The organism is Mycobacterium sp. H4Y (assembly GCF_000364405.1).
Lineage (GTDB): Bacteria > Actinomycetota > Actinomycetes > Mycobacteriales > Mycobacteriaceae > Mycobacterium > Mycobacterium intracellulare.
Map to the genome: position 1 here is coordinate 2502246 of NZ_AKIG01000001.1, position 25008 is coordinate 2527253.

Below are 25008 nucleotides of genomic sequence, written 5' to 3' on the forward strand. Positions count from 1 at the left end.
GCGCGGCGACGACGACTTCGGACGCGGCGGCGAAATACGCTGCAGCCCAAAATATTTCAGAGCAGACCGAGCAACCGCAGGTCGGTCACGTATTTGACGATCACCGCCGCGGTGATGTGCGGGATGTCGTTATCGGGGCCGATTTTGGCTTCCTGCACCGCGGCGCGGAACCGTTCGGTCGGTCCCAGGCAGCCGCGCGCCGGGTCCGCCGGCGGCACGTGTTGGGCGTTGCGCAACTGCAGCAGCTGCAGCACCGACTGGTGGCGCTGGCGTTCCGGCAGGGCGTGCAGCGCGGTCTCCATCCGGTGCAGCCACTCCCCGAAGTCGTCGACCCGCTCGATCGGGTAGCCGGCCTCGATGACCCAGTCGACGTACTCGTCGAGCCCGACGCCGTCGTCGTGCGGGTTCATCACGTGATAGGTCTCGAACCCTGCGGCCGAATCGCGGCCCACCTGGGCGCCCAGCGTGGTGATCGACTCGGCGACGAACTCGACCGGCAGGGCGTCGAAGTGCGCGCGTTGCCGGTTGCCGCGGGCGTCGAGCTGGTAGAACGAACGCGGCGCGACGCCGCTGGCCACGACGCTGAACAGCAACCGGGTGAACATGTCGGACAGGTTGAGCTGGCCCGCGTAGGTGGTGTCGGCCAGGATCATGTCGCAGCGGAACACGCCGACGGGCAGCGCGCACAGGTCGTGGGCCTCGCGCAGCAGCACCTCGCCGGCCCACTTGCTGTTGCCGTAGCCGTTGCCGTAGCTGCCGTCGATCGTGCGGATCGGGCCGGCGACGCGGACGTCGGCGTCCTCGGTGAACGCGGCCGGCTCGATCTGGTCGCCGACGTTGGCGGTCGAGACATACGTGTACGGCTTGAGTTTGGTGGTCAGCGCGAGCCGGATCAGCTCGGCGGTGCCGGCGACGTTGGGGGCGAACAGCTCGCTGTAGGGCAGCACGCCGTTGACCACCGCCGCGGAGTCCACGATGAGGTCGACGGTGTCGGCCAGCCGCTGCCAGGTCTGTTCGTCCAGGCCGAGATTGGCGCGGCCCTTGTCGCCGGCGATGACCTCGAGGTGGTCGGAAGCGAGCTCGTCGAAATACCGCCGCAAAGCGGGGTCCCCTGCAAAACCGGGAGGGTCGAAGGTCCTCTGCAGCCGGCGCCGCGCGTCCTCGTCGGAGGTGGCCCGCACCAGGCAGATCAGCTTGCCTTCGGCCAGTTCCAACCGTTCCAGCCATTGCAGCACCAGGTAGCGGCCCAAAAAGCCGGTGGCCCCGGTGAGCAGCACCGTGCGCACCTCGGCGCTCGGCCCCGGCAGCGACGGCGCGGCGGCCAGCGTCGAGGCGTCGATGAACTTGTCCAGCGTGAGGTCGCAGGCGTACACCTCGGTGGCGTCGCGGCCGTGCACCGACGCGAAGTCGCCCTGGTGGCCTTCCCCGGCATCGTGATCGCGGTTGAGCTGCTGGCTCAGGCTGCGCACCGACGGCGCCTCGAAGACGGCGCGCACGGGCACGTGGATGTCGAGCGCGTTGTAGATCGCGGCGACCAGGCGCATCGCCGACAGGGAATCCCCGCCCAGGTCGAAGAACGACTCCTGCACCCCGACCCGCTCGAGGCCCAGCACCTGGGCGTAGAGCCAGGCCAGGATCTCTTCGACCGCGGTGGCCGGGGCGAGGTAGTCGTCGCCGCCCTGGTAATCGGGGGCGGGCAGGGCGCGGACGTCGAGTTTGCCGCCGGACGTCAACGGCAGCGCGTCGAGCACCACCACCGCGGCCGGCACCATGTAGGCGGGCAGCCGTTCGACCAGCAGGGTGCGGAGTTCGGCCGGGTTGGCCGTCCCGGTGATGTAGCCGACCAGACGCTTGTCGCCCGGGCGGTCCTCGCGGGCGATCACCAGCGCCTGCTCCACACCGTCCAGCGCGGCCAGCGCGGATTGGATTTCGCCGAGTTCGATGCGATACCCGCGGATCTTGACCTGTTCGTCGGCGCGCCCGACGTAGCGCAGCTGCCCGTCGGGACCCCACGACGCCAGGTCGCCGGTGCGATACATGCGCGCGCCCTCCCCGGCGAAGGGGCACGCCACGAACCGGGACGCGGTCAGACCGGGCCGGCCCAGGTAACCGGTCGATACGCCGCCGCCGGCCACGTACAGCTCGCCGACCACGCCCGCGGGCACCGGCTGCAGGCATCCGTCGAGCACGAACAACGCGGCCCCGGATACCGGCGAACCGATCGGCGGCGCTTCGGGTCCCGGTGTCAGCGGCGCGCTGACGGCCGCGACGATCGTGATCTCGGTGGGGCCGTAGACGTTGACCATCACCCGCCCGGACGCCCACCGCTGCACGATTTCGGCCGGGCACGCTTCGCCCGCGACCGCCAGCACCGCGGACTCCAGGCCCCCGGTCGAAAGCATCGCCACCTCGGACGGTGTCTGGGTCAGCATGTCGACCCGTTCGGCAACGAGCAAGGCGTGCAGGTCTTTCGGGGAACGCACGACCTCGTCCGGTACGACGAGCACCCGCCCGCCGTGCAGCAGCGCGCCGAAGATCTCCCACACCGAGAAGTCGAACGCCAGGGAATGGCAGTTGCTCCACACCCGTCCCGGTGCCGCGGGCAGACCGGCGGCCTCCAGGGAGGCGAACAATTGGGTGGCGTTGTGGTGGGTGACCGCCACGCCCTTCGGAACTCCGGTGGTGCCCGAGGTGTAGATCGTGTACGCGATGTGGTGCGGCGCCGGCGCCGGCAACGCCGTGGTGGGCCGGTGCTGGATCGTCGGGTCATCGATATCGATGACGAGCACGTCGAAATCGTCGAGGCGCGACCGGTGTTCGGCGGTGGTGATCACCGCCGCCGGTGCGGCGTCGGCGAGCATGAAGTCGATTCGGGCGGCGGGCAGGCCTGGATCGATCGGGACATACGCGGCCCCGGTTTTGAGCACCGCCAGGATGGCGACGCCGGCCCGCGCCGAGCGCTCGGTGAGCAGCGCGACGCTCTGCCCCGGCCCGCAACCGTAGTCAATGAGCAAGTGCGCCAACCGGTTTGATGATTGGTCGAGTTCGCGGTATGTCCACGAGTCCGCCCCCTGGGTGACGGCCACCGCTTGCGGGGTGCGCGCGACGTGGTCGGCGAACACCTCGGGGATCGACACCGGCGGGCGCGACGGGCCGTCCAGCGCCGCGCGGTTGCCGATCGCGTCGAGGCGGGCGCGCTCGTCGACGCCGAGGATGTCGATCGACGACAGCCGCCGGGCGGGGTCGGCGGTCATCGCTTCCAGTACGCGATGCAGCCGGGTGATCAGCGCCTCGACGGTGGCGGTGTCGAACACGTCGGTGCGGAACTCCACGGCCCCGCCGATGCCGGCGGGCCGGCCGTCGGCGCTCCAGCGTTCGGCCAGCGACCACGCGAGATCCATGCGGGCGGTGCGGGTGTCGACCGGCAGCGGGGTGACGCGCACGTCGCCCAGGCTCAGCTCCGCGGAGTCGGTGTTCTGCCAGGCCAGCATGACCTGCACCAGCGGATGGTGCGCGAGGCTGCGGGCCGGGTTGAGCCGTTCGACGAGGACCTCGAACGGCACGTCCTGATGCTCGTAGGCGGCCAGGCTGCGCGCGCGGACGTGGGCGAGCACCTCGGCGATGGTGGGGTCACCGGTCAGGTCGACGCGCAGCACCAAGGTGTTGACGAAGAAGCCCACCACGTCGTCGAGGGCCGGGTCGCGCCGCCCGGCGATCGGAAAGCCCACCGCCACATCCGAACTCGCGCTGACCTTGGCCAACAGCACCGCCAGCGCGGCCTGCACCACCATGAAGCTCGTCGCGTTATGCGCGCCCGCCACCGCACGCACCCGCTGCTGCAACTCCGCCGGCCAGTCGACGGCCACGCTCGCGCCGCGGAAATCGGCCACCAACGGATACGGCCGGTCCGTGGGCAATTCGAGCCGCTCGGGCATTCCGGCCAGGGTGTGTTCCCAATACCGCACCTGCCCGGCGATCAGGCTGTGCGGATCCTGCAGTTCGCCGAATTGGGCGCGCTGCCAGAGCGTGTAGTCGACGTACTGCACCGGCAGCGGCGCCCAGGCCGGGGCGCACCCGGCCGAGCGGCTGACGTAGGCCTCCCCCAGGTCGCGCACCAGGGGGGTGAGCGACCACCCGTCGGCGGCGATGTGGTGCACCACGGCCACCAGCAGATGCTCGTCGTCGCTCACCCGCAAAAGCATTGCCCGCAGCGGGATTTCGGTGGCCAGGTCGAACCGGTGACCCACCAGGGTCTCAACGACGTTGCCCAGCCGGGTGGTCGACCACCCGCGCGCGTCGCTGATCTGCCAGCCGCAGTCGGCGTCGTCCACATCGACGACCAGCTGCCGCGGTATCCCCTCCCGCGCCGGGAACATCGTCCGCAGGCTCTCGTGGCGGGCCATCACGTCGGCCAGCGCCGCGCCGAACGCCTCGGCGTCCAGGCGCCCGTGCAGCTGCAACGCGATCGCCATGTTGTGCACCGGTGAGGGCCCGTGCAATTGGCCCATGAACCACAGCCGCGACTGGGCGAACGACAACGGCACCATCTCGGGCCGCTCGGCGGCCACCAGCGGCGCGCGCGCTCCGCCGTCGGTGCCCAGGCGCGCCGCCAGCCGGCGAATGGTGGGCGCTTCGAATAACGCTCGCACGCCGAGGTGGACGTCGAGGCCGGTGTTGACCTCCGCGACCAGGCGCATGGCCGACAGCGAGTCCCCGCCGAGGTCGAAGAAGGAGTCGTCGATCCCGACGTTCTCGACGCCCAGGACGTGGGTGTAGATGTCGGCCAGGGCCCGCTCGACGGGGGTGGTCGGGGCGCGGTAGTGATCGGAGCCGTGCGACCGGTGCGAGTGGTCGGGTGCGGGCAGCGCGCGGGTGTCGAGTTTTCCGTTGGCCGTCAGCGGCATTGCGTCGACGGCGAGCACCGTGGCCGGGACCATGTAGGCCGGTAGATGCTCGGCCAGCCGGGCGCGGACCTCGACCGGATCGGCGGTCCCGGTGACGTAGCCGACGAGCCGTTTGTCGCCGGGCCGGTCCTCGCGGGCGACGACCGCGGCCTGTTCGATGCCGTCCAATTCGGTGAGCGCGGACTGGATCTCGCCGAGCTCGATGCGGTAGCCGCGGATCTTGACCTGCTCGTCGGCGCGGCCGAGATAGTGCAGCTGCCCGCCCGGGCCCCACCGCACCAGGTCCCCGGTGCGGTACATGCGCGCGCCGGCCGCCCCGAAGGGGCAGGCGACGAACCGCGACGCCGTCAGGCCGGCCCGGCCGACGTAACCGGCCGCGACGCCGGAACCGGCGACGTAGAGCTCGCCCGTCACACCCTCGGGCACCGGCCGCAGCCACGCGTCGAGCACGAAAAATCCCAGATGCGCCAATGGCATTCCGATGGGGCTGGCGTTGGTGTCGATGTCGCTGTCGACGATCTCCCGGTAGGAGGCGTGCACCGTCGTCTCGGTGATGCCGTACATGTTGATCACGCGCGGCCGGTGGGGATGGCGGTCGAGCCACTTCGCCAGCCGTTGCGGGCTCAGCGCTTCGCCCCCGAACACGAGGGCCCGGACGTTGAGCCGCGGGCCCGACCGCGCGCCGTCCAGGCTCTGCAGCGCCGAGAACGCCGACGGGGTTTGGCTCAGCACGCTGACGTTCTCGGCGATCAGCAAGGCGTGCAGGTCTTCCGGCGAGCGCACCACCTCGTCGGGCACGACCAGCAGGCGTCCGCCGCCCAGCAGGGCGCCGAAGATCTCCCACACCGAGAAGTCGAAGGCCAGCGAATGGCACTGGCTCCACACCCCCGCCGGCGCCGGCCGGTCGTGCAGCGAGGCGAGCAGGTGGGTGACGTTGTGGTGGGTGACCGCCACGCCCTTGGGGGTGCCGGTGGTGCCGGAGGTGTAGATGACGTAGGCGATGTTGTCGTCGGCCGGCGGCGGCAGGGCGGTGGCGGGCCGGGTGTGCACGGCGGGGTCGTCGGCGTCGATGACCGCTCCGTCGAACCCGTCGAGCCGGTCTCGCAGTTCCGCGGTGGTGAGGGCGACGATCGGTGCGGCGTCGGTCAGCATGAATGCGACCCGCGTGTCCGGGATCGCCGGGTCGATCGGCAGGTAGGCGGCCCCCGTCTTCAGCACCGCCACGATCGCGACGATCGCGGGCGCCGAGCGCTCCATCAGGACGGCGACGCACCGCCCCGGCCGTGCTCCCCGCTCAACGAGCAAGTGCGCCAACCGGTTTGTGGACTCATCGAATTCGCGGTAGGTCATCGAGCGGTCCCGGTCGCGCAGCGCCACCGCGTGCGGGTGCCGCGCGACGTGGTCGGCGAACAGCGCCGGGATCGAGGCCCGGGTCGAGGCCGATGCGTGCGGTGGCCGGGTCAGCGCCGCGCGGTTGCCGATCGCGTCGAGGCGGGCGTGCTCGTCGGGGCCGAGGATGTCGATCGACGACAGCCGCCGGGCGGGGTCGGCGGTCATGGCCTCCAGCACCCGCTGCAATCGTTCGATCAGACTTTGGATGGTGGCGGTGTCGAACACGTCGGTGCGGAACTCCACGGCCCCGCCGATGCCGGCGGGCCGGCCGTCGACGCTCCAGCGTTCGGCCAGCGACCACGCGAGATCCGTGCGGGCGGTGCGGGTGTCGACCGGCAGCGCGGTGACGCGCACGTCGCCGAGGCTTAGGTCGGTGGGTTCGTCGTTCTGCCAGGCCAGCATGACCTGCACCAGCGGATGGTGCGCGAGGCTGCGGGCCGGGTTGAGCCGTTCGACGAGGACCTCGAACGGCACGTCCTGATGCTCGTAGGCGGCCAGGCTGCGTTGGCGCACCCGGGCCAGTAGCTCGGCAATCGTGGGGTCGCCGCCGAGATCGACGCGCAGCACCAAGGTGTTGACGAAGAAGCCCACCACGTCGTCGAGGGCCGGGTCGCGCCGCCCCGCGATCGGGAAGCCCACCGCCACATCCGAACTCGCGCTGATCTTGGCCAACAGCACCGCCAGCGCGGCCTGCACCACCATGAAACTCGTCGCGTTATGCGCGCCCGCCACCGCGCGCACCCGCTGCTGCAACTCCGCGGGCCAATCGACGGCCACACTGGCCCCGCGGAAATCGGCCACCAACGGATACGCACGATCGGTGGGCAGTTCCAGCCGTTCCGGCAGGCCGGCCAGCGCCTCCTCCCAGTACGCGAGCTGCGCGGCGATCGGGCTGCCCGGGTCTTCCAGGTCACCGAACTGGGCGCGCTGCCAGAGCGTGTAGTCGACGTAGTGCACCGGCAGCGGCGCCCAGCCCGGCGTATCCCCGACCGACCGGCTGGCATAGGCGAGCGCCAGGTCCCGCACCAGCGGAGTCAGCGACCACCCGTCGGCCGCGATGTGGTGCACCACGGCCACCAGCACGTGTTCCTCGTCGCTCACTCGGAAAAGCATTGCCCGCAGCGGGATTTCGGTCGCAAGGTCGAAGGCGTGCCGGGCCGCGTCGCGGATGGCGCCCTCCAGCCGGGCCGGTGACCAGCCGGTGGCGTCGATGGTCTGCCATGTGACGTCGGCCCGATCGGGCGGCAGCACCACCTGGTGCGGTATGCCCTCGGTGGCGGCGAACACCGTCCGCAAACTCTCGTGCCGCGCCACCACGTCGGCGAACGCGGCACCCAGCGCACCGGCGTCCAGGCGTCCGGCGAGGCGCAGCGCCGCCGCCATGTTGTACACCGGCGACGGGCCGTGCAGCTGATCGATGAACCACAGCCGCGATTGGGCGAACGACAACGGCACCACCGCCGGCCGCTCGCGCGGCTCCACGCCGGCCAGGCGCCCCCCGTTCGCGCTGACGCGCGCCGCCAGCTCGCCGATAGTGGGCGCCTCGAACAGCGTTCGCACGCCGACGTGCGCGTCGAGACCGGAGTTGATCGCGGCGATCACCCGCATGGCCGACAGCGAATCCCCGCCCAGGTCGAAGAAGGAGTCGTCCGCGCCGACCCGCTCGAGCCCGAGCACCTGGGCGTAGATGCCGGCCAGGATCTCCTCGGTGGGCGTGGCCGGCCCCCGATACCGGCCGCCGGTGTATTCGGGCGCCGGCAGGGCCCCGGTGTCGAGTTTGCCGTTCGGTGTCAGGGGCAATGCCTCGATCGCCACCACCGCGGCCGGCACCAGGTAGGCCGGCAGCCGTTCGGCCAGCCGGGCGCGCAGCTCGACCGGGTCGGCGGTGCCGGTGATGTAGCCGACGAGCCGCTTGTCGCCGGGCGTGTCCTCGCGGGCGATCACCGCGGCCTGCCCGACGCCGTCCAATTCGGCGAGCGCGGACTGGATTTCGCCCAGCTCGACGCGGTGGCCGCGGATCTTGACCTGGTGGTCGGCGCGGCCGACGTAGTGCAACCGGCCGTCCGGCGCCCACCGCACCAGGTCACCGGTGCGGTACATGCGCGCACCGGCCGATCCGAAGGGGCAGGCGACGAACCGCGACGCCGTCAAACCGGGACGGCGCGGATACCCGACGGCGACCCCGTGCCCCGCCACGTACAGCTCACCGACCGCACCGGCGGGCACCGGCCGCAGCCAGTCGTCCAGCACGAACAGCGCCGCCCCGGGCACCGGCGACCCCAGGGGCGGCGCTCCGGCGCCCGCGGTCAGCGGCGCACTGAGCGTCGCGTCCACGGTGGTTTCCGTCGGGCCGTAGGCGTTGATCATCACGCGGCTCGGCGCCCATTGGTCCGCGAGCGCGGCCGGGCAGGGCTCGCCGCCGATGATCAACGCCGAGTGCAGCTTTCGCGGTGACAGGGCGGTCAGCGCCGACGGGGTGTGGCTCAGCACGCTCACCCGCTCGGCGGCCAGCAGGGCGTGCAGCTCGTCCGGTGAGCGCGTCACCGACTCGGGCACCACCACCAGCCGGCCGCCGCCGGCCAGCGCCCCCCAGATCTCCTGCACCGAGACGTCGAAGCCGTACGAGTGGCATTGTGACCACACCCCCGCCTCGGGCAGCGGCGCGTGCAGCGATTCCAGCAGCTGGGTGACGTTGCGGTGGGTCACCGCAACACCTTTGGGGACGCCGGTGGTCCCCGAGGTGTAGATGACGTAGGCGATGTTCTCCGGTGCGGGCGTCGGCAACGGCCCGGCGGGCCCGGTGTAGGCTTCGCCGGCGTCGAGGACCGGGAGGTCGAATCCGTCCAGCCGGGCCCGCAGCCCGGCGGCGGCGACCGCGGCGACCGGGGTGGCGTCGCCGAGCATGAACTCGACGCGCGCCGCGGGCAGCGCGGGGTCGATCGGCAGGTAGGCGGCCCCCGCCTTGAGCGTCGCGAGGATCGCCACGATCGCCTCCGCCGAACGCGGGAACAGCAGCGCCACGCACTCCCCGGGCCCCGCGCCGCGCTCGATCAGCCTGTGCGCCAAGCGGTTCGATGCCTCGTCGAGTTCGCGGTAGGTCATCGAACGGCCCTCGAAAGTGACCGCTCCCGCCTCGGGGACGCGGGAGACCTGCGCGGCGAACAGCGCCGGGAGCGATAGGGCGGCGCTCGACTCGGCGGCCAGCACCGCTTGGTTGCCCCACAGTCGCAGCCGGGCGCGCTCCGGCGCGTCGAGCACATCCAGCGATCGCAACGGCCGGGCGGGATCGGCGGGCATGGCCGTCAGGAGCCGGCGCAGGCGGTCGGTCAGGGCGTCGACGGCGGCGGGTTCGAAGACGTCGGTGTCGAATTCGATGCGCAGGCGCAGCTCGTCGCCCGGCACGGCTTGCAGCGACAACGGGTAGTGGTTGTAGTCGTGACTGGTGAATTCGGTGGCGGTCAGGTCGTCGGCCGCCGCTAGCGCGGCGGCGTCGATCGGATAGTTCTCGTACACCAGCAACGTGTCGAACAGTTGGTCGTGTCCGGTGACGCGGTGGATTTCGCTCAGCGCCAGGTGCTGGTGCTCGACGGTGTCGTTGTGGGCGCGTTGCAGCCGGTCCAGAAATTCGGTGACGGTCGTCGTCGCGGCGGCCTGGGCGCGCACCGGCACGGTGTTGATCAGCAGGCCCACCATGGATTCGGCGCCGGGCAATTCCGCCGGCCGGCCGGACACCGCGGTGCCGAAGGCGACGTCGTGCCGGCCGGTCAGCGACATCAGCAGTTGCGCCCAGGCGGCCTGCAGCACGGTGTTGAGGGTGGTGCGGCAGGAGCGGGCGAGTTCGCCGAGCGCACCGGTGGTTTCGGCGGAGAGCCGGACCGTGGCGGCTCCCCGCGGCCCCAACTCCGGCCGCCCCGCTTCGGCCACCAGGGTGGGGGTGTCGAAACCGTCGAGCGCATCGCGCCACGCGGCGCGGGCGGCCGCGGCGTCCCGGCCCGCCAGCCAGGTGACGAAGCGGCGGTAGGGCGGCGCAGCCGGTAGCCGCGACCCGTAGTAGCAGGCGAAGATCTCCTGCAGCAGGATCGGTAGTGACCAGCCGTCCATCACGATGTGGTGGACGGTGAGCACGAACCGGAATTCCTGGTTCGCGGTGCGAATCAGCGTCGCTCGCAGGGGCGGTTGGTCGTCGAGGTCTCGCACCGCGGCGCGTTCTGCGGCGGACATCCGCCGGACCTGGTCGTCGATGTCGTCGACGTCGCCGTCGAGTTCGACGTGGCGGTAGGCGATTTCGGGGGTGACCGGGATGATCTGCACCGGGTCGCCGAAGCCGGAGCAGAATCGGGCGGCGAGGTTGGGGTGGCGGGCGACGACGTCCTGCACGGCGTGGTGGAGCCGCTGGGGGTCGAGGCCGCCGCGCAGCGTGATGGTCAGCTGCACCGCGTACACGTCGCCGTCGGGTTGCGTCGTCGAATGAAAGAGCAGCCCCTGCTGCAGCGGGGTCAGCGGCAGGATATCGGCGACGTCGTATCGCCGCTCGAGTTCGTCGATCTGCTGCTGGTCCAGGCGGGCCGGCGCGATGTCCGATGGGGTCAGCCCGCCGCCGCCGCGCCGCACGTGTGCGCAGATGCCGACCAGGGCCTCAAACCACAACCGGCTCAACCGGTTTACCTGTTCGTGGGTGAGCGCCGAGGACGCCCACGTCCAGCCGGCGTGCAGGTGCGGGCCGTCCTCGGTATCCATGGTGCCGGCGTTGAGTTCCACCGTGTGCGGCAACGGTAGGGCCGCCGCCGCGGCCGCGGCGCCCAGCGCGTGGCTGTTCGGGCTGAGTTGCCATAGCTCGTCGGACGATTCGGCGGGCGCTCCCCCGAGGCGGCCCAGGTAGTTGAAGCCGATGGCCGGGTCCGGACCGCCCAGGTCCGCTTCGGGATTCAGGTAGCGCAACAGCCCGTAGGTCAGGCCGTCGGGCAGCCCGCGCAACTGCTCCTTGGCGTCCTTGATCACCGCCCCCAGCGCGGCCTCACCCGCGACCACGCGAGCCCAGTCCAGCCCGCCGACGTCGAGGGCCACCGGGTACTTGGCGGTGAACCACCCGACGGTGCGGGACAGGTGCACGTGGGGGGCCAGTTCCTCGTTGCGCCCGTGGCCCTCGACGTCGATGCCGATCGGCCTCGCCGTTCCCAGGAATTCGGTGAATGCCAGCCCGAAGGCGATCAGCAGGATGTCTTGCACCCCGGCGTGAAACGCGGCGGGCACCTCGCCCAGCAGCTGGCGGGTCGTCTCGGCGTCCAGCGCCGCCGACAACTGCCCGGCCGTCTCATAGGTGTCCCACGGCTGGGCGGGCGGCAACGCCGGCGGCGTCTCGGTGATTCGCCGCCACACCTCCGCCAGCTCGGTCACCGCCGGATCCTTCGCGTGCTGGGCCAGTAGCGACGACCAGCGGGCGAACGAGGTGCCGGGGGCGGGCAGCTCGATCGGTTGGCCGCGGTGATGTTGGGCCCAGGCGATGTTGAGGTCCTCGATCAGGGTCCGCCAGGACACACCGTCGACGGCCAGGTGGTGGACGATCAATGCCAATTGGTTTGTCGCGCTTGCCCATACCGCGCACACCAGCACGCCGGCGCCGGGGTTCAGCCGCGCGCGGGCCCGCATCAGCGCCTCCTCCGAGAGCGCGTCGACGGTGCGCAGGCAGGCCCGGGCGTCCACCGAGCCCGCTTCGGGAACGTGTATGTCCCAGCCGCCGGCCCCGTCGTCGTCGACGCAGAGCCGCAGCGTGGGATGGCGGTCCAGCAGCGCCTGCAGCACGACCGCCACGTCAGCCTGGCCCACCCCGGCGGGCGCCGCCAGCACCATGGTCTGGTTGAACTGCTCGATGGGGCCGTCCATGTCGCGCAGCCAACGCATGATCGGGGTGGCCACCACCGGCCCGATCCCCTCGTCGACCACGTCGTCCTCGCCGGTGGCCAGCGTGACGACCCGCGCCAGCCGGGCCACCGACTGCTCGACGAAAACATCGCGGGGCCGGCACATTACGCCGGCCGCGCGAGCCCGGGCCACCACCTGCATCGACAGGATGCTGTCGCCGCCCAAGTCGAAGAACGAGTCGTCCACCCCGACCCGTTGGACGCCCAGCACCTGGGCGTAGATGCCGGCCAAGATCTGCTCGATGGCGTTTTCCGGAGCGCGATATCCGTTGCCGCCCTGGTAGTCCGGTGCCGGCAGGGCGCGGGTGTCGAGCTTGCCGTTGGCCGTCAACGGCAACGCGTCCAGCACCACCACCGCCGACGGCACCATGTAGGACGGCAGCCGCTCGGCGAGCCGCGCCCGGGTCTCGGACGGGTCGGCGGTCCCGGTCACGTAGCCCACCAGCCGCGCGGCGGCAGGGTCGTTCCGGGCGATCACCGCGGCCTGCTCGACGCCGTCCAATTCGGCGAGGGCGGAGCGGATTTCGCCCAGTTCGATGCGGTGGCCGCGGATCTTGACCTGCTCGTCGGCGCGACCGAGGTACTCCAGCTGACCGTCGCGGCCCCAGCGCACCACGTCCCCGGTGCGATACATCCGCGTTCCGTTACCGCCGAACGGGCACGCCACGAACCGCGAGGCCGTCAGCGCCGCCCGGCCCAGGTAGCCCGCGGCGACGCCGCGTCCGGCGATGTACAGCTCGCCGACCACGCCGGGCGGCACCGCGCGCAACCATCGGTCCAGCACGAACAGGGCGGCCCCGGGCACCGGCGACCCGATCGGCACCGGAGCGGAGCCCGCCGTCAGCGGCGCCGTCATGGCCGCGTACATCGTGGTCTCGGTGGGGCCGTATTGATTGACCATCACCCGTCCGGGGGCCCACCGGTCCATGACCTCGACCGGGCACGGCTCGCCGCCGACGACCAGCGCCACCGAGTCCAGCCCGTGCGGCGAGAGCGCCGCCACCGCCGACGGGGTCTGGCTCAGCACGGTGACGCGTTCGGCAATCAGCAAGGCGTGCAGGTCTTCCGGCGAGCCGACGATGTCGTCGGGGACGACGACGAGGCGTCCCCCGCGCAGCAGCGCGCCGAAGATCTCCCAGACCGAGAAGTCGAAGGCCGGCGAGTGGCAGTGGCCCCACACCCGCCCCAGGTCCAGTTGGGCGTCCACCGACCGCAACAGCTGGGTGACGTTGTGGTGCGTGACCGCCACACCCTTGGGCACGCCGGTGGTCCCGGAGGTGTAGATGACGTACGCAATGTCGTCGGGCGACGGGTCCGGCAGCCCGGTGGCGGGCTGCGTGGCCAGGGCGGGGTCGTCGACGTCGATGATGTGCCCGGCGAATGCGCCCAACCGTGGCCGCACCTCGGCGGTGGTCACCGCCGCGATCGGTTCGGCGTCGGTGAGCATGAACTCGATGCGGGCGGTCGGCAGCGCCGGGTCGATCGGCACATACGCGGCCCCGGTCTTGAGGACCGCCAGGATCGCCACGATCGCTTCGGCCGACCGTGGCATCGCCACCGCGACCCGCTGGCCCGGCGCGGCGCCGCAACCAATCAGCCTGTGCGCCAACCGGTTTGTGATCTCGTACACTTCACGGTAGGTCCACGCCCGCTCGCCGCAGGTGATCGCGACTGCCTCGGGGTCCCGTGCCACCTGCGCGGCGAACAAGGCCGGGATGGACGCGCGTGCGGTCGCGGGCCGGGTCAGCGCGGCGCGGTTGCCGATGGCGTCGAGGTGGGTGCGCTCGGATTCGTCGAGGACGTCGATCGCGGACAGCGGCCGGGTGGGGTCGGCGGTCATGGCGGCCAGCACGTGTTGCAAGCGCGTGACGAGTGACTCGATGCTGGCCGCATCGAAGACGTCGGTGCGGAACTCCACCGCCCCGGCGATGCCGACGGGCTCTCCGTCCTCGTCCCACCGTTCGGCCAGCGACCACACCAGATCCATGCGGGCGACCTGGGTTTCGAGCGGCAGCGGCGTCGCCCGCACGTCGCCGAGGCTCACGTCGACGGGGTCGTTGTTCTGCCAGGCCAGCATGACCTGGACCAGCGGATGATGCGCCATGTCGCGGGCCGGGTTGAGCCGTTCCACCAGCACCTCGAACGGCACATCCTGGTGTTCGTAGGCCGCCAGGCTGCGCCGGCGCACCCGGCCCAGCAGTTCGGCGACGGTGGGGTCGCCACTGAGGTCGACCCGCAGAACCAGGGTGTTGACGAAGAACCCGACCACCTCATCCAGGGCGGGGTCGCTCCGCCCGGCGATCGGGAACCCCACGGCCACATCGGGACTGGCGCTCAACGCGGACAGCAGCACCGCCAGGGCCGCCTGGACGACCATGAAGCTCGTTGCGTTGTGCGCCCGCGCCAGCTCGGCGACTTGGTGCTGCAGGGCGGCCGGCCAGTGCACGTCCACGCTGGACCCGCGATGGTCGGCCACCAGCGGGTAGGGCCGATCCGTGGGCAGCTCAACGTGTTCCGGCAGCCCGGCCAGGGCGCGCTCCCAATAGTCCAGTTGCGCCGCGATGGGGCTGTCGGGGTCGTCGAGGTCGCCGAATCGGCCCCGTTGCCACAGGGTGTAGTCGACGTATTGCACCGGCAGCGGCGCCCAATCCGGCGCCCGCCCGCCGCGGCGGGCCGCGTAGGCCTCCCCCAGATCGCGCACCAGCGGGGTCACCGACCATCCGTCGGCGGCGATGTGGTGGACGACCGCCACCAACACGTGTTCGTCCTCGCCGGTGTGGAATAGCCAGGCCCGCAACGGGATTTCGGTGGCGAGGTCGAAGGTGTAGCGCGCCGCGTCCTGGGTGGCCTCCGCCAGCCAGGACGCCGGCCACCGCGTCGCGTCGACGACCTGCCAGTGGACGTCGGCCCGTTTGGCGGGCAGCACGACCTGTTGGGGGGCGCCCTCGGGGGCGAGGAAGATCGTCCGCAGGCTTTCGTGTCGGGCCACCACGTCGTCCAGGGCGGCCCCCATCGCGTCGGCATCCAGGCGGCCGGAAAGGCGCAGGGCGACCGCCATGTTGTACATCGGCGAGGGCCCCTGCAGCTGATCGATGAACCACAGGCGGGTCTGGGCGAACGACAACGGAAGCAGCGCCGGGCGCTCGCCGGCCACCAATCGTCCGGCGCGGCCGGCGCCGGCCTCGACCCGGGGCGCCAGCTGCGCGACCGTGGGGGCCTCGAACACGGATCGGACGGTCAGCCCGGCGTCCAGGTCGGCGTTGATCGCGGTGATCAAACGCATCGCCGAGAGGGAGTCGCCGCCGAGGTCGAAGAAGGAATCGTCGACGCCGACCCGTTCGACGCCGAGCACCCGGGCGTAGACGCCCACCAGAGTCTCCTCGACCGCGTTGTCCGGGGCCCGATACCGGCCGGCGTCCCGGTAGTCCGGGGCCGGCAGGGCGGCGGTGTCGAGCTTGCCGTTGACCGTCAACGGCATCGCGTCGAGCACCACCACCGCCGCCGGCACCATGTAGGTGGGGAGCCGCTGACCCAACCGGGCCCGAATGTCGGCGGAGTCAGCGGCTCCGGTCACATAGCCGACGAGACGCCTCTCGTCGGCACGATCTTCGCGGGCGAGCACCGCGGCTTGCTCGATACCCTCCAATTCGGCCAGGGCGGAGCGGATTTCGCCCAACTCGATGCGATAGCCGCGAATCTTGACCTGCTCGTCGGCGCGGCCGACATAGTGCAACTGTCCGTCGCGGTCCCATCGGGCGAGGTCGCCGGTGCGATACATCCGTGCGCCGGCCCCACCGAACGGGCACGCCACAAATCGCGACGCCGTCAGCCCCGCCCGCCCCAGATAGCCCACGCCCACCCCGGCACCGGCGACGTACAACTCCCCCACCACGCCGGCGGGCACCGGGCGCAGGCACCCGTCCAGCACGAAGAGCGCGGCTCCGGCCACCGGCGACCCGATTGCCGGTGGCCCGGACCGCGCCCGCCCCGCTGTCAGAGGTGGGCTGTGCGACACCCACATGGTGGTCTCCGTCGGGCCGTACACGTTGACCATCACCCGGCCGGGCGCCCACCGATCCACCAGCTCACCCGGACACGGTTCGGCGCCCACCACCACCGTGACCGTCTCCAAGCCCCGCGGCGACAGCATCCCCAGCGCCGACGGCGTCTGGGTCAACACGGTGACGCGCTCGCCAATGAGTTTGGCGCGCAACTCTTCCGGCGACCGGGCCTCCGTATCGGGCACCACCACCAGCCGCCCGCCGTGCAGCAGCGCACCCCAGATCTCCCACACCGAGAAATCGAATGCCAGCGAATGGCACTGGCTCCACACCTGATCGGGCCCCAGTTCCACCCCGGCGTCCAGCGCACCGAACAGCTGCGTCACGTTCGCGTGGGTGACCGCCACCCCCTTGGGCCTACCCGTGGTGCCCGACGTGTAGATGACGTGCGCGACGTCGTCGGCCGCCGGCCCCGCCGCCACCGGCGTCGCCGGATGCGGCGCCAGGGCCGGGTCGTCGACCTCGACGATCGGCCCGCCGAATTCTCCTAGCCGCGAACGCAACTCGGCGCTGGTCACCACGGCCCGCATGCCGGCGTCGGCGACCATGAAGCCGATCCGCGCCGCCGGCACCGCCGGGTCCATCGGCACATAGGCCGCCCCCGTTTTCAGCACCCCCAGAATCGCGATCACGGCCTCGGCCGAGCGCTCGAGCAGCAGGCCCACGCGCTGGCCGCGGCCCACACCGCGGCCAACCAGCAGGTGCGCCAGCCGATTCGCGTCCGACTCCACTTGCTCGTAGGTCCACGATCGCCCAGCGCACCTGATCGCCACCGCGTGCGGCGCGCGCTGCACCCACGCGCCGAACAGCGCCGGGACCGACGCCCCCGCGCTCGGCCGGCGCAATGCCGAACGATTGGCGCACTGGTCAAGGCGGGCGTGCTCGTCGTCGTCCAGTACGTCGATCGACGAGAGTCTGCGACCGGGGTCGGCGGCCATGGCGACCAGCACCCGCCGCAACCGTTCGGTGAGCACACGGATGGTGTCCGCGTCGAACAGGTCGGTGCGGAACTCGACGGTGCCGCCGATTCCCGCGGGCCGGCCGTCGCCGCTGCGGCGTTCGAACAAGGAGAACGTCAAATCGGTACGCGCGGTGCGGGTCTGCACCGGAACCGCGGTGATCCGCAGTTCACCCAGGCTCAGCTCGGCGGGATCGTTGCCCTGCCAGGCCAACATCACCTGCGTCAGCGGATGATGCGCCAGGGAACGGGTGGGGTTGAGTCGCTCCACCAGGAACTCGAACGGCACGTCCTGATTTTCGTAGGCCGCCAGGCTGCTCCGGCGGACCCGGGCCAACACGTCGGCAACGCTGGGATCGCCGGCCAAGTCGACCCGCAGCACCAACGTGTTGACGAAGAAGCCCACCAGTTCGTCCAGGGCGGGATCGCGCCGCCCGGCGATCGGAAAGCCCACGGCCACATCGGAAGTCGCGGCGATCTTGCCGAGCAGCACCGCCAGGGCGGCCTGCACCACCATGAAACTGGTGGCGTTGTGCGCCCGCGCCACCGCGCGGATGTGTTGCTGCAACTCGGCCGGCCAGTCGATGTCCACGTTGGCGCCGCGGTAGTCGGCCACCGCCGGGTACGGTCGATCCGTCGGCAGCTCGACCCTTTCGGGCAGGCCCGCCAGCGTGCGCTCCCAATACGCGAGCTGCTCGACGATCGGGCTCTCCGGGTCGTCGAGGTCTCCGAATTGGGCGCGCTGCCAGAGGGTGTAATCCACGTACTGCACCGCCAGCGGAGACCATTGTGGGGCCCGTCCGGCGCAGCGGCCGGCATAGGCGACCCCCAGGTCGTGCACCAGAGGATTCAGCGACCAACCATCCGCAGCAATATGATGGACCACCGCCACCAGCACATGCTCGTCGTCGGAGGCACGGAAAAGCTTGGCCCGCAAGGGTATTTCGGCTGACAGATCAAATGCATAATCGGCTGCGGCATCAACGCCCTCCTTTATCCGTGCCGGCGACCAGCCGGCGGCATCTATTACTTCCCACCCGATATCGACCCCCTCGGCGGGCAACACCACCTGTTGTGGCGTCCCGTCGGACACGGCGAACACCGTGCGCAAACTCTCGTGGCGGCCCACCACGTCGACGAGCGCGGCCCGCAGCGCCTCCACCTGCAGCGGCCCGCGCAGCCGCAACGCTGCTGCCATGTTGTACATCGGCGAGGGCCCCTGCAGCTGATCGATGACCCACAGCCGGGACTGCGCGAACGACAACGGCACCACCGCCGGCCGGTCGGCCGCCGCGACCCGCGAGAGCCGTTCCGCACCCTCGTCGAGGCGCGGGGCCAATTGGGCCACCGTGGGCACCTCGAACAACGCGCGCACCGAAACCCCGGCATCCAGAGCGGCATTCACGGCCGCGATCAGGCGCATCGCCGACAGCGAGTCCCCGCCGAGGTCGAAGAAGGAGTCGTCCACACCGACGCGCTCCACCCCCAGCACCTGGGCGTAGATGCCGGCCAGGATCTCCTCGATGGCGCTCGCCGGCGCCCGGTAGCGGTCGACGTCGGAGTATTCCGGGGCGGGCAGGGCGCGGGTGTCGAGCTTGCCGTTGACCGTCAGCGGCAGCACGTCGAGCACCACCACCGCCGCCGGCACCATGTAGGTGGGGAGCCGCCGACCCAACCGGGCCCGAATCTCGGAAGGGTCGGCGGCTCCGGTCACATAACCGACGAGACGCTTGTCGCCGGCACGATCCTCACGAACGAGCACCGCCGCCTGCTCGACGCCCTCGACGTCGGCCAGCGCGGCACGGATCTCGCCCAACTCGATGCGGTAACCGCGGATCTTGACCTGCTCGTCGGCGCGGCCGATGTACTGCAGCTGCCCGTCGGCGCTCCACCGGACGAGGTCACCGGTGCGATACATCCGCGCGCCGGGCCCACCGAAGGGGCAGGCCACGAATCGTGACGCCGACAGCCCCGGGCGGCCCACATAGCCGGTGGCCAATCCCCCACCGGCGACGTACAACTCGCCGACCACCCCGACCGGCACGGGGCGGAGCCACCCATCGAACACGAAGAAGGCGAGGTTGCCCAACGGCACCCCGATCGGGCTCACGTTGTTGTCGACGTCGCCGCGAAGGATCTCGCGGAACGAGGCGTGCACCGTGGTCTCGGTGATGCCGTACATGTTGATCATCCGCGGCAGGCCGGGATGGTGATGCAGCCACGTCGACAGCCGGCGCGGCTCCAACGCCTCCCCGCCGAACACCACCGTCTGCAACTTCAGCTGCTCACCCAGCTCCGGGGCCAACGCGTCGGCACTCTGCAGCGCGTAGAACGCCGACGGCGTCTGGCTGAGCACGCTGACCTGCTCGCGAACCAGCAAGGCGCGCAAGTCATCTGGTGATCGCACGACATCGTCGGGCACGACGACCAGGCGACCTCCGTGCAGGAGAGCGCCGAAGACCTCCCACACCGAGAAGTCGAAAGCCAGGGAATGGCACTGGGTCCAGACCTGCCCGACGTCGAGTTGAGCGTCGATGGACTCCAGCAGCTGGGTGACGTTGCTGTGGGTGACCGCCACCCCCTTGGGAACGCCGGTGGACCCCGAGGTGTAGATGAGGTAGGCGATGCTGTCCGCCGACGGCACCGGCAGGCCCGTGGCGGGCTGGCCGGCGACGGCGGGGTCGTCGATGTCGATGATCTGCCCGGCGAAGCCACCCAACTGCGGCCGCACCTCGGCGGTGGTCACCGCCGCGATCGGCGCGGCGTCACCGAGCACGAACTGCACCCGCGCCGCCGGCACGCTCGGGTCGATCGGCACGTAGGCGGCGCCCGTCTTGAGCACCGCCAGGATCGCCACGATCGCCTCGGCCGACCGCGGCACCGCGACCGCGACCCGCTGGCCCGGGCCCGCGCCCCGCTCAACGAGCAAGTGCGCCAACCGATTTGTGGCCTCGTACAGGTGGCGGTAGGTGAACGACCGCCCGCCGCAGGTGATCGCCACCGCCCCCGGGCCGCGGGCCACCTGCGCGGCGAACAACGCCGGGATCGACACCAGGGCGGCCATGGACGGCATGGTCAACACCGCGCGGTTGCCGATGTCGTCGAGCCGTTCGCGCTCGGCGGCGTCGAGCAGGTCGATCGCCGACAGCGGGCGGTCGGGGTCGGCGGTCATGGCCGCGAGCATCCGGCGCAGCCGCTCGATCAGCGTCTCGATGCTGTCCGCGTCGAACACGTCGGTGCGGAACTCCACCATGCCGCCGATGCCGGCGGGCGCGCCCTCCTCGTCCCACCGTTCGGCCAGGGAGAACACCAGGTCCATGCGGGCGACCTGGGTGTCGACCGGCAGCGGGGTGACCCGAACGTCGCCCAGCTCCAGCCCGGCGGCGGGGCCGTCGTGCTGCCAGGGCAGGTTCTGCCAGGCCAACACCACCTGGACGAGCGGATGATGCGCCAGGTCGCGGGTGGGATGGAGCCGGTCCACCAGGACTTCGAAGGGTACGTCCTGGTGTTCGTAGGCCGCCAGGCTGCGCTGGCGCACCCGGGCCACCAGCTCGGCGACGCTGGGGTCGCCGCTCAGGTCGACCCGCAAAATCAGGGTGTTGACGAAAAAGCCGACGACATCGTCGAGCGCCGGATCGCCGCGGCCGGCGATCGGGAAGCCCACCGCCACATCGGAACTCGCGCTGACCTTCGACAGCAGCACGGCCAGGGCCGCCTGCACGACCATGAAGGTGGTCGCGTTGTGGGCCCGCGCCACCTGCGCGACCCGCTGCTGCAGTTCGGCCGGCCACTCGACGTCGATGCGCGCGCCGCGGTGGTCGGCGACCGGCGGGTAGGGGCGATCGGTCGGCAGTTCGAGGCGTTCGGGCATCCCGGCCAGCGCGTCCTGCCAGTACCTCAGCTGCGCGGCGATGGGGCTGCCCGGATCGTCGAGGTCACCGAATTGGGCGCGTTGCCATAGCGTGTAGTCGACGTATTGCACCGGCAGCGGCGCCCAATCCGGGGCCTGCCCGCGGGACCTGCGCACGTAGGCCGCGCCGAGGTCGCGCGCCAGCGGGGTCAGCGACCATCCGTCCGCGGCGATGTGGTGGGCCACCGCCACCAACACGTGGTCGTCCTCGGCGAGCCGGAAAAGCTTTGCCCGCAAAGGGATTTCGTTGGAAAGGTCGAATCGGTGGCACGCCTCGGTCTCGATGGCCTGGCTCAGCCGGCCGACCGGCCATCCGCCGGCGTCGATGACCTGCCAGCCGACCCGGGCGCGCTCGACCGGGACCACCACCTGCCGGGGCGTCCCCTCGGACGCGACGAACACCGTGCGCAAGCTTTCATGGCGTGCCACCACGTCGCCCAGCGCGGTGCCCATGGCGTCGGGGTCCAGCGGCCCGCGCAGCCGCAGGGCGACGGACATGTTGTGCACCGGCGACGGACCGTGCAGCTGGTCGAGGAACCAGAGCCGGGATTGCGCGAACGACAGCGGCACCACGGCCGGCCGCTCGGCCGCGACCACCCGCGCGAGCGTGCTTCCCCCGCCGCACACCTGCGGCGCCAGCTCGGCGACCGTGGGCGACTCGAACAGGGCCCGCACCCCGAGGTGGGCGTCGAGGCCGGTGTTGACCGCGGAGACCAGCCGCATCGCCGACAGCGAGTCGCCGCCGAGGAGGAAGAAGGAGTCGTCGATCCCGACGCGTTCGACGCCGAGGACCCGGGCGAAGATGCCGGCCAGGATTTCCTCGATGGCGTTTTCCGGGGCGCGATATCCGTTGCCGCCCTGGTAGTCCGGGGCGGGCAGGGCGCGGGTGTCGAGCTTGCCGTTGACCGTCATCGGCAGCGCGTCGAGCACCACCACCGTCGACGGGACCATGTAGGTGGGGAGCCGCCGACCCAACCGGGCCCGAATATCGGTCGGGTCAGCGGCTCCTGTCACATAGCCGACGAGACGCTTGTCGCCGGCACGATCTTCACGGACGAGCACCGCCGCGCGTTCAACGCCCTCCACCTCGAGCAGCGCGGCGCGGATCTCGCCGAGTTCGATGCGATACCCACGCACCTTAACCTGTTCGTCGGCGCGCCCCAGATACTGCAGTTGGCCCGCCCCGGATCCGGAGCGGCCCCAGCGCACCAGGTCGCCGGTGCGGTACATGCGGGTGCCGGGTTCGCCGAAGGGGCAGGCCATGAATCGCGACGCGGTCAGCCCGGGGCGCCGCCAATAGCCGATGCCGACACCTTCGCCGGCCAGATACAGCTCGCCGACCACCCCGGCGGGCACCGGGCGCAACCACTCGTCGAGCACGAAGAAGGCCGCCCAGCTCACCGGGGAGCCGATCGGCGGGAATCCCGACCCCGCCGTCAAGGGCGCGCTCTTGCACGCCCACATCGTGGTCTCGGTCGGGCCGTACACGTTGACCATCACCCGACCCGGCGCCCACCGGTCCACCAGCTCCGGCGGGCACGGCTCAGCCCCGATCACCAACGCCGTGCCGTCCAGGCCGTCGGTGGGCAGCAACCCCACCGCCGAGGGGGTCTGGGTCAGCACCGTGACGCCCTCGCGCACCAGCAGCGCGTGGAACTCCTCCGGGGAGCGGGCCACCGCATCCGGCACGACGACCAGGCGCCCGCCGTGCAGCAGCGCACCCCAGATCTCCCAGACCGAGAAGTCGAACGCATACGAATGGAACTGCGTCCACACCTGCTCGGCCGACAAGGCGAAACCGAGCCGCAGGTCATCGAACAACTGCGCGACGTTGTGTTGAGTCACCGCAACACCTTTGGGCACACCCGTGGTGCCCGAGGTGTAGATCAAATGGGCCACATCCGTCGGATCCGGCGCCCGCAAAGCGGTGCACGGCGCGCCCGCCACGGCCGGGTCGGCGATGTCGATGACCGCCAGGTCGAAACCGTCGAGCCGGCCGGCCAGCTCCGCCGTCGTGACCGCGGCCACCGGCGCGGCGTCGGTGACCATGAACTCCACCCGGGCCGCCGGCAGGGCGGGATCGATCGGCAGATACGCCGCCCCGGACTTGAGCACCCCCAGGATCGCCACGATCGCCTCGTCTGACCGCGAAAACAGCAGCGCCACAAGCGAACCCGGAGCCACACCCCGGCCGGCCAGCACGTGGGCCAGCCGATTGCCGGCCTCGTCGAGCTCGCGATACGTCATCGATCGGTCCCCGAACGTCAGCGCCACCGCGTCCGGGGTGCGCGCCGCCTGCGCGGCGAACAGCTCGACCACGGACACCGGCGCCGCCGGCCGGCCCAACGCGGACGCGTTGCCCCATTCGTCGAGCCGGGCGCGCTCGTCGGCGTCGACGGCGTCGAGGGACAGCAGCCGCCGCGTCGGATCGGCCGTCATCGCCACCAAGAGCTGTTCGAGTCGATCCGCCAGGCCGGCGGCGTCGAGGTGGGCCCACGGTTCCCACGCGCCCGCCGTGCTGAGGAAGAGGTCGTCGCCGTCGCCGGAGAAGATCAGCCCGAAGCCGTCCGCCTGACCGGAGTTCGTGTACGACGCCGAGGCCATGACGCCGCCGAAGGGCAGCGTGAACGCCGACGGGATGAAGTTGACGCTGACCCGCTCGGGCGGTTGCGTCAGGCCGCGGACCTTGCGCTCCAGCGCGTGCACCGGAAAGCGCTGGTGCTGGATCGCTTCGTCGATCCGCGTCTCGACGTGTTTGCAGAAGGCGGCGACGGTGGACCGCGACGAGACGCTCAACACCAGCGGCACCACGCCGGCGACCATCCCGGGCAGCGTCTTCTGCTCCGGGCGCACGCGCCGGCTGACCGGGAAATCGAGCACCACGTCCGAGCCCTCGGCGGACCACCCGCGCACCAGCAGCGCGCAGGCCGCGGTGATGACCGACGTCTGGGACACCGCCCACACTTCGCAGAACCGATTGACGCGGCGCAGCACCCCGGGGTCCAGGGCCGTCGGGGCGGACGGCCACGGGTCGCGCTCCGCGGCGCCGTCGGGCGGCCGATGGTGACCCTGGCCGGCGGGGGGCAGGTTCGCCGTCCAATACGCCTCGTCGTCGCGGTAATCACCGGAGCGCTCGTACCGCGATTCGCAGTCGATCAGCTCCTGCAAGGAGCCGAAGACGGCCGTGGGAATGGGTCCGGCGGACACGATCGCGGAGTAGATCGAGGCGATGCGGTGACCGACCAGCGCGACGCCGGTCCCGTCGATGACGATGTGGTGGCAGCAGGCGAACAAGAAGAACTCGTCGCGCCGGGTCGCAAACAGGACGAACCGGAACAGCGGCCCGGTGAACGGCATGGGCGTGCGTTGGATCGCCAGCGCCCGCCGGCGCGCTTCCCGCACGGGATCGGGCACGTCGGTCAGGTCGTCAAAGGCCAGCTCGACGTCGGGGTAATCGATCGCCCGCTGGAAGACCTGGCCGTCCACCTCGAAGAAGGCCGCCCTGGCCGGCTCGGCCTCCCGCACCGCCTGCCGGATCGCCCACTGCAGGGCATCGCGCTGGACCACGCCGTCGATCCGCACGAACAGACCGAGCTGCCACTCGGTATTGGAGTGACCGGTCTCGCGCGCCAGCCAGATGTCCAGCTGTCCGCGCGTCAGCGGAAGTGCTTGATGATCAAGCTGCATCCCACGCCCCAACCACAGGGTCTTCCTTTCAACCCCCCGGTTGTCTGATACCGCTCGCGCGGAAGCCCGGTCCGCTTCCGCTCGATGTAGCCCCGGCGTCGCAGTTCGTCGTTGACCGAGACGACCGACGCTCACCGACTCCGGAAATCTCGTCTTCAACACGAGTGCAACAGTTGGG

Annotated in this window: 1 protein-coding gene; it reads right to left on the reverse strand. The window is 71.2% G+C overall.

Going from position 1 to position 25008, the window contains the following annotated elements:
• Nucleotides 1–56 precede the first annotated feature (56 nt).
• The gene (locus W7U_RS10940) at nucleotides 57–24830 is read right to left on the reverse strand and encodes a non-ribosomal peptide synthetase (RefSeq protein WP_008257874.1); all 24774 of its coding nucleotides are present in this window, start codon (nucleotides 24828–24830) and stop codon (nucleotides 57–59) included.
• Nucleotides 24831–25008: the final 178 nt, after the last annotated feature.

Bases quoted from the DNA above. Each gene is read 5' to 3' on its own strand.
- W7U_RS10940 (WP_008257874.1), bottom strand. From the start codon at position 24,830: ATGCAGCTTGATCATCAAGCACTTCCGCTGACGCGCGGACAGCTGGAC.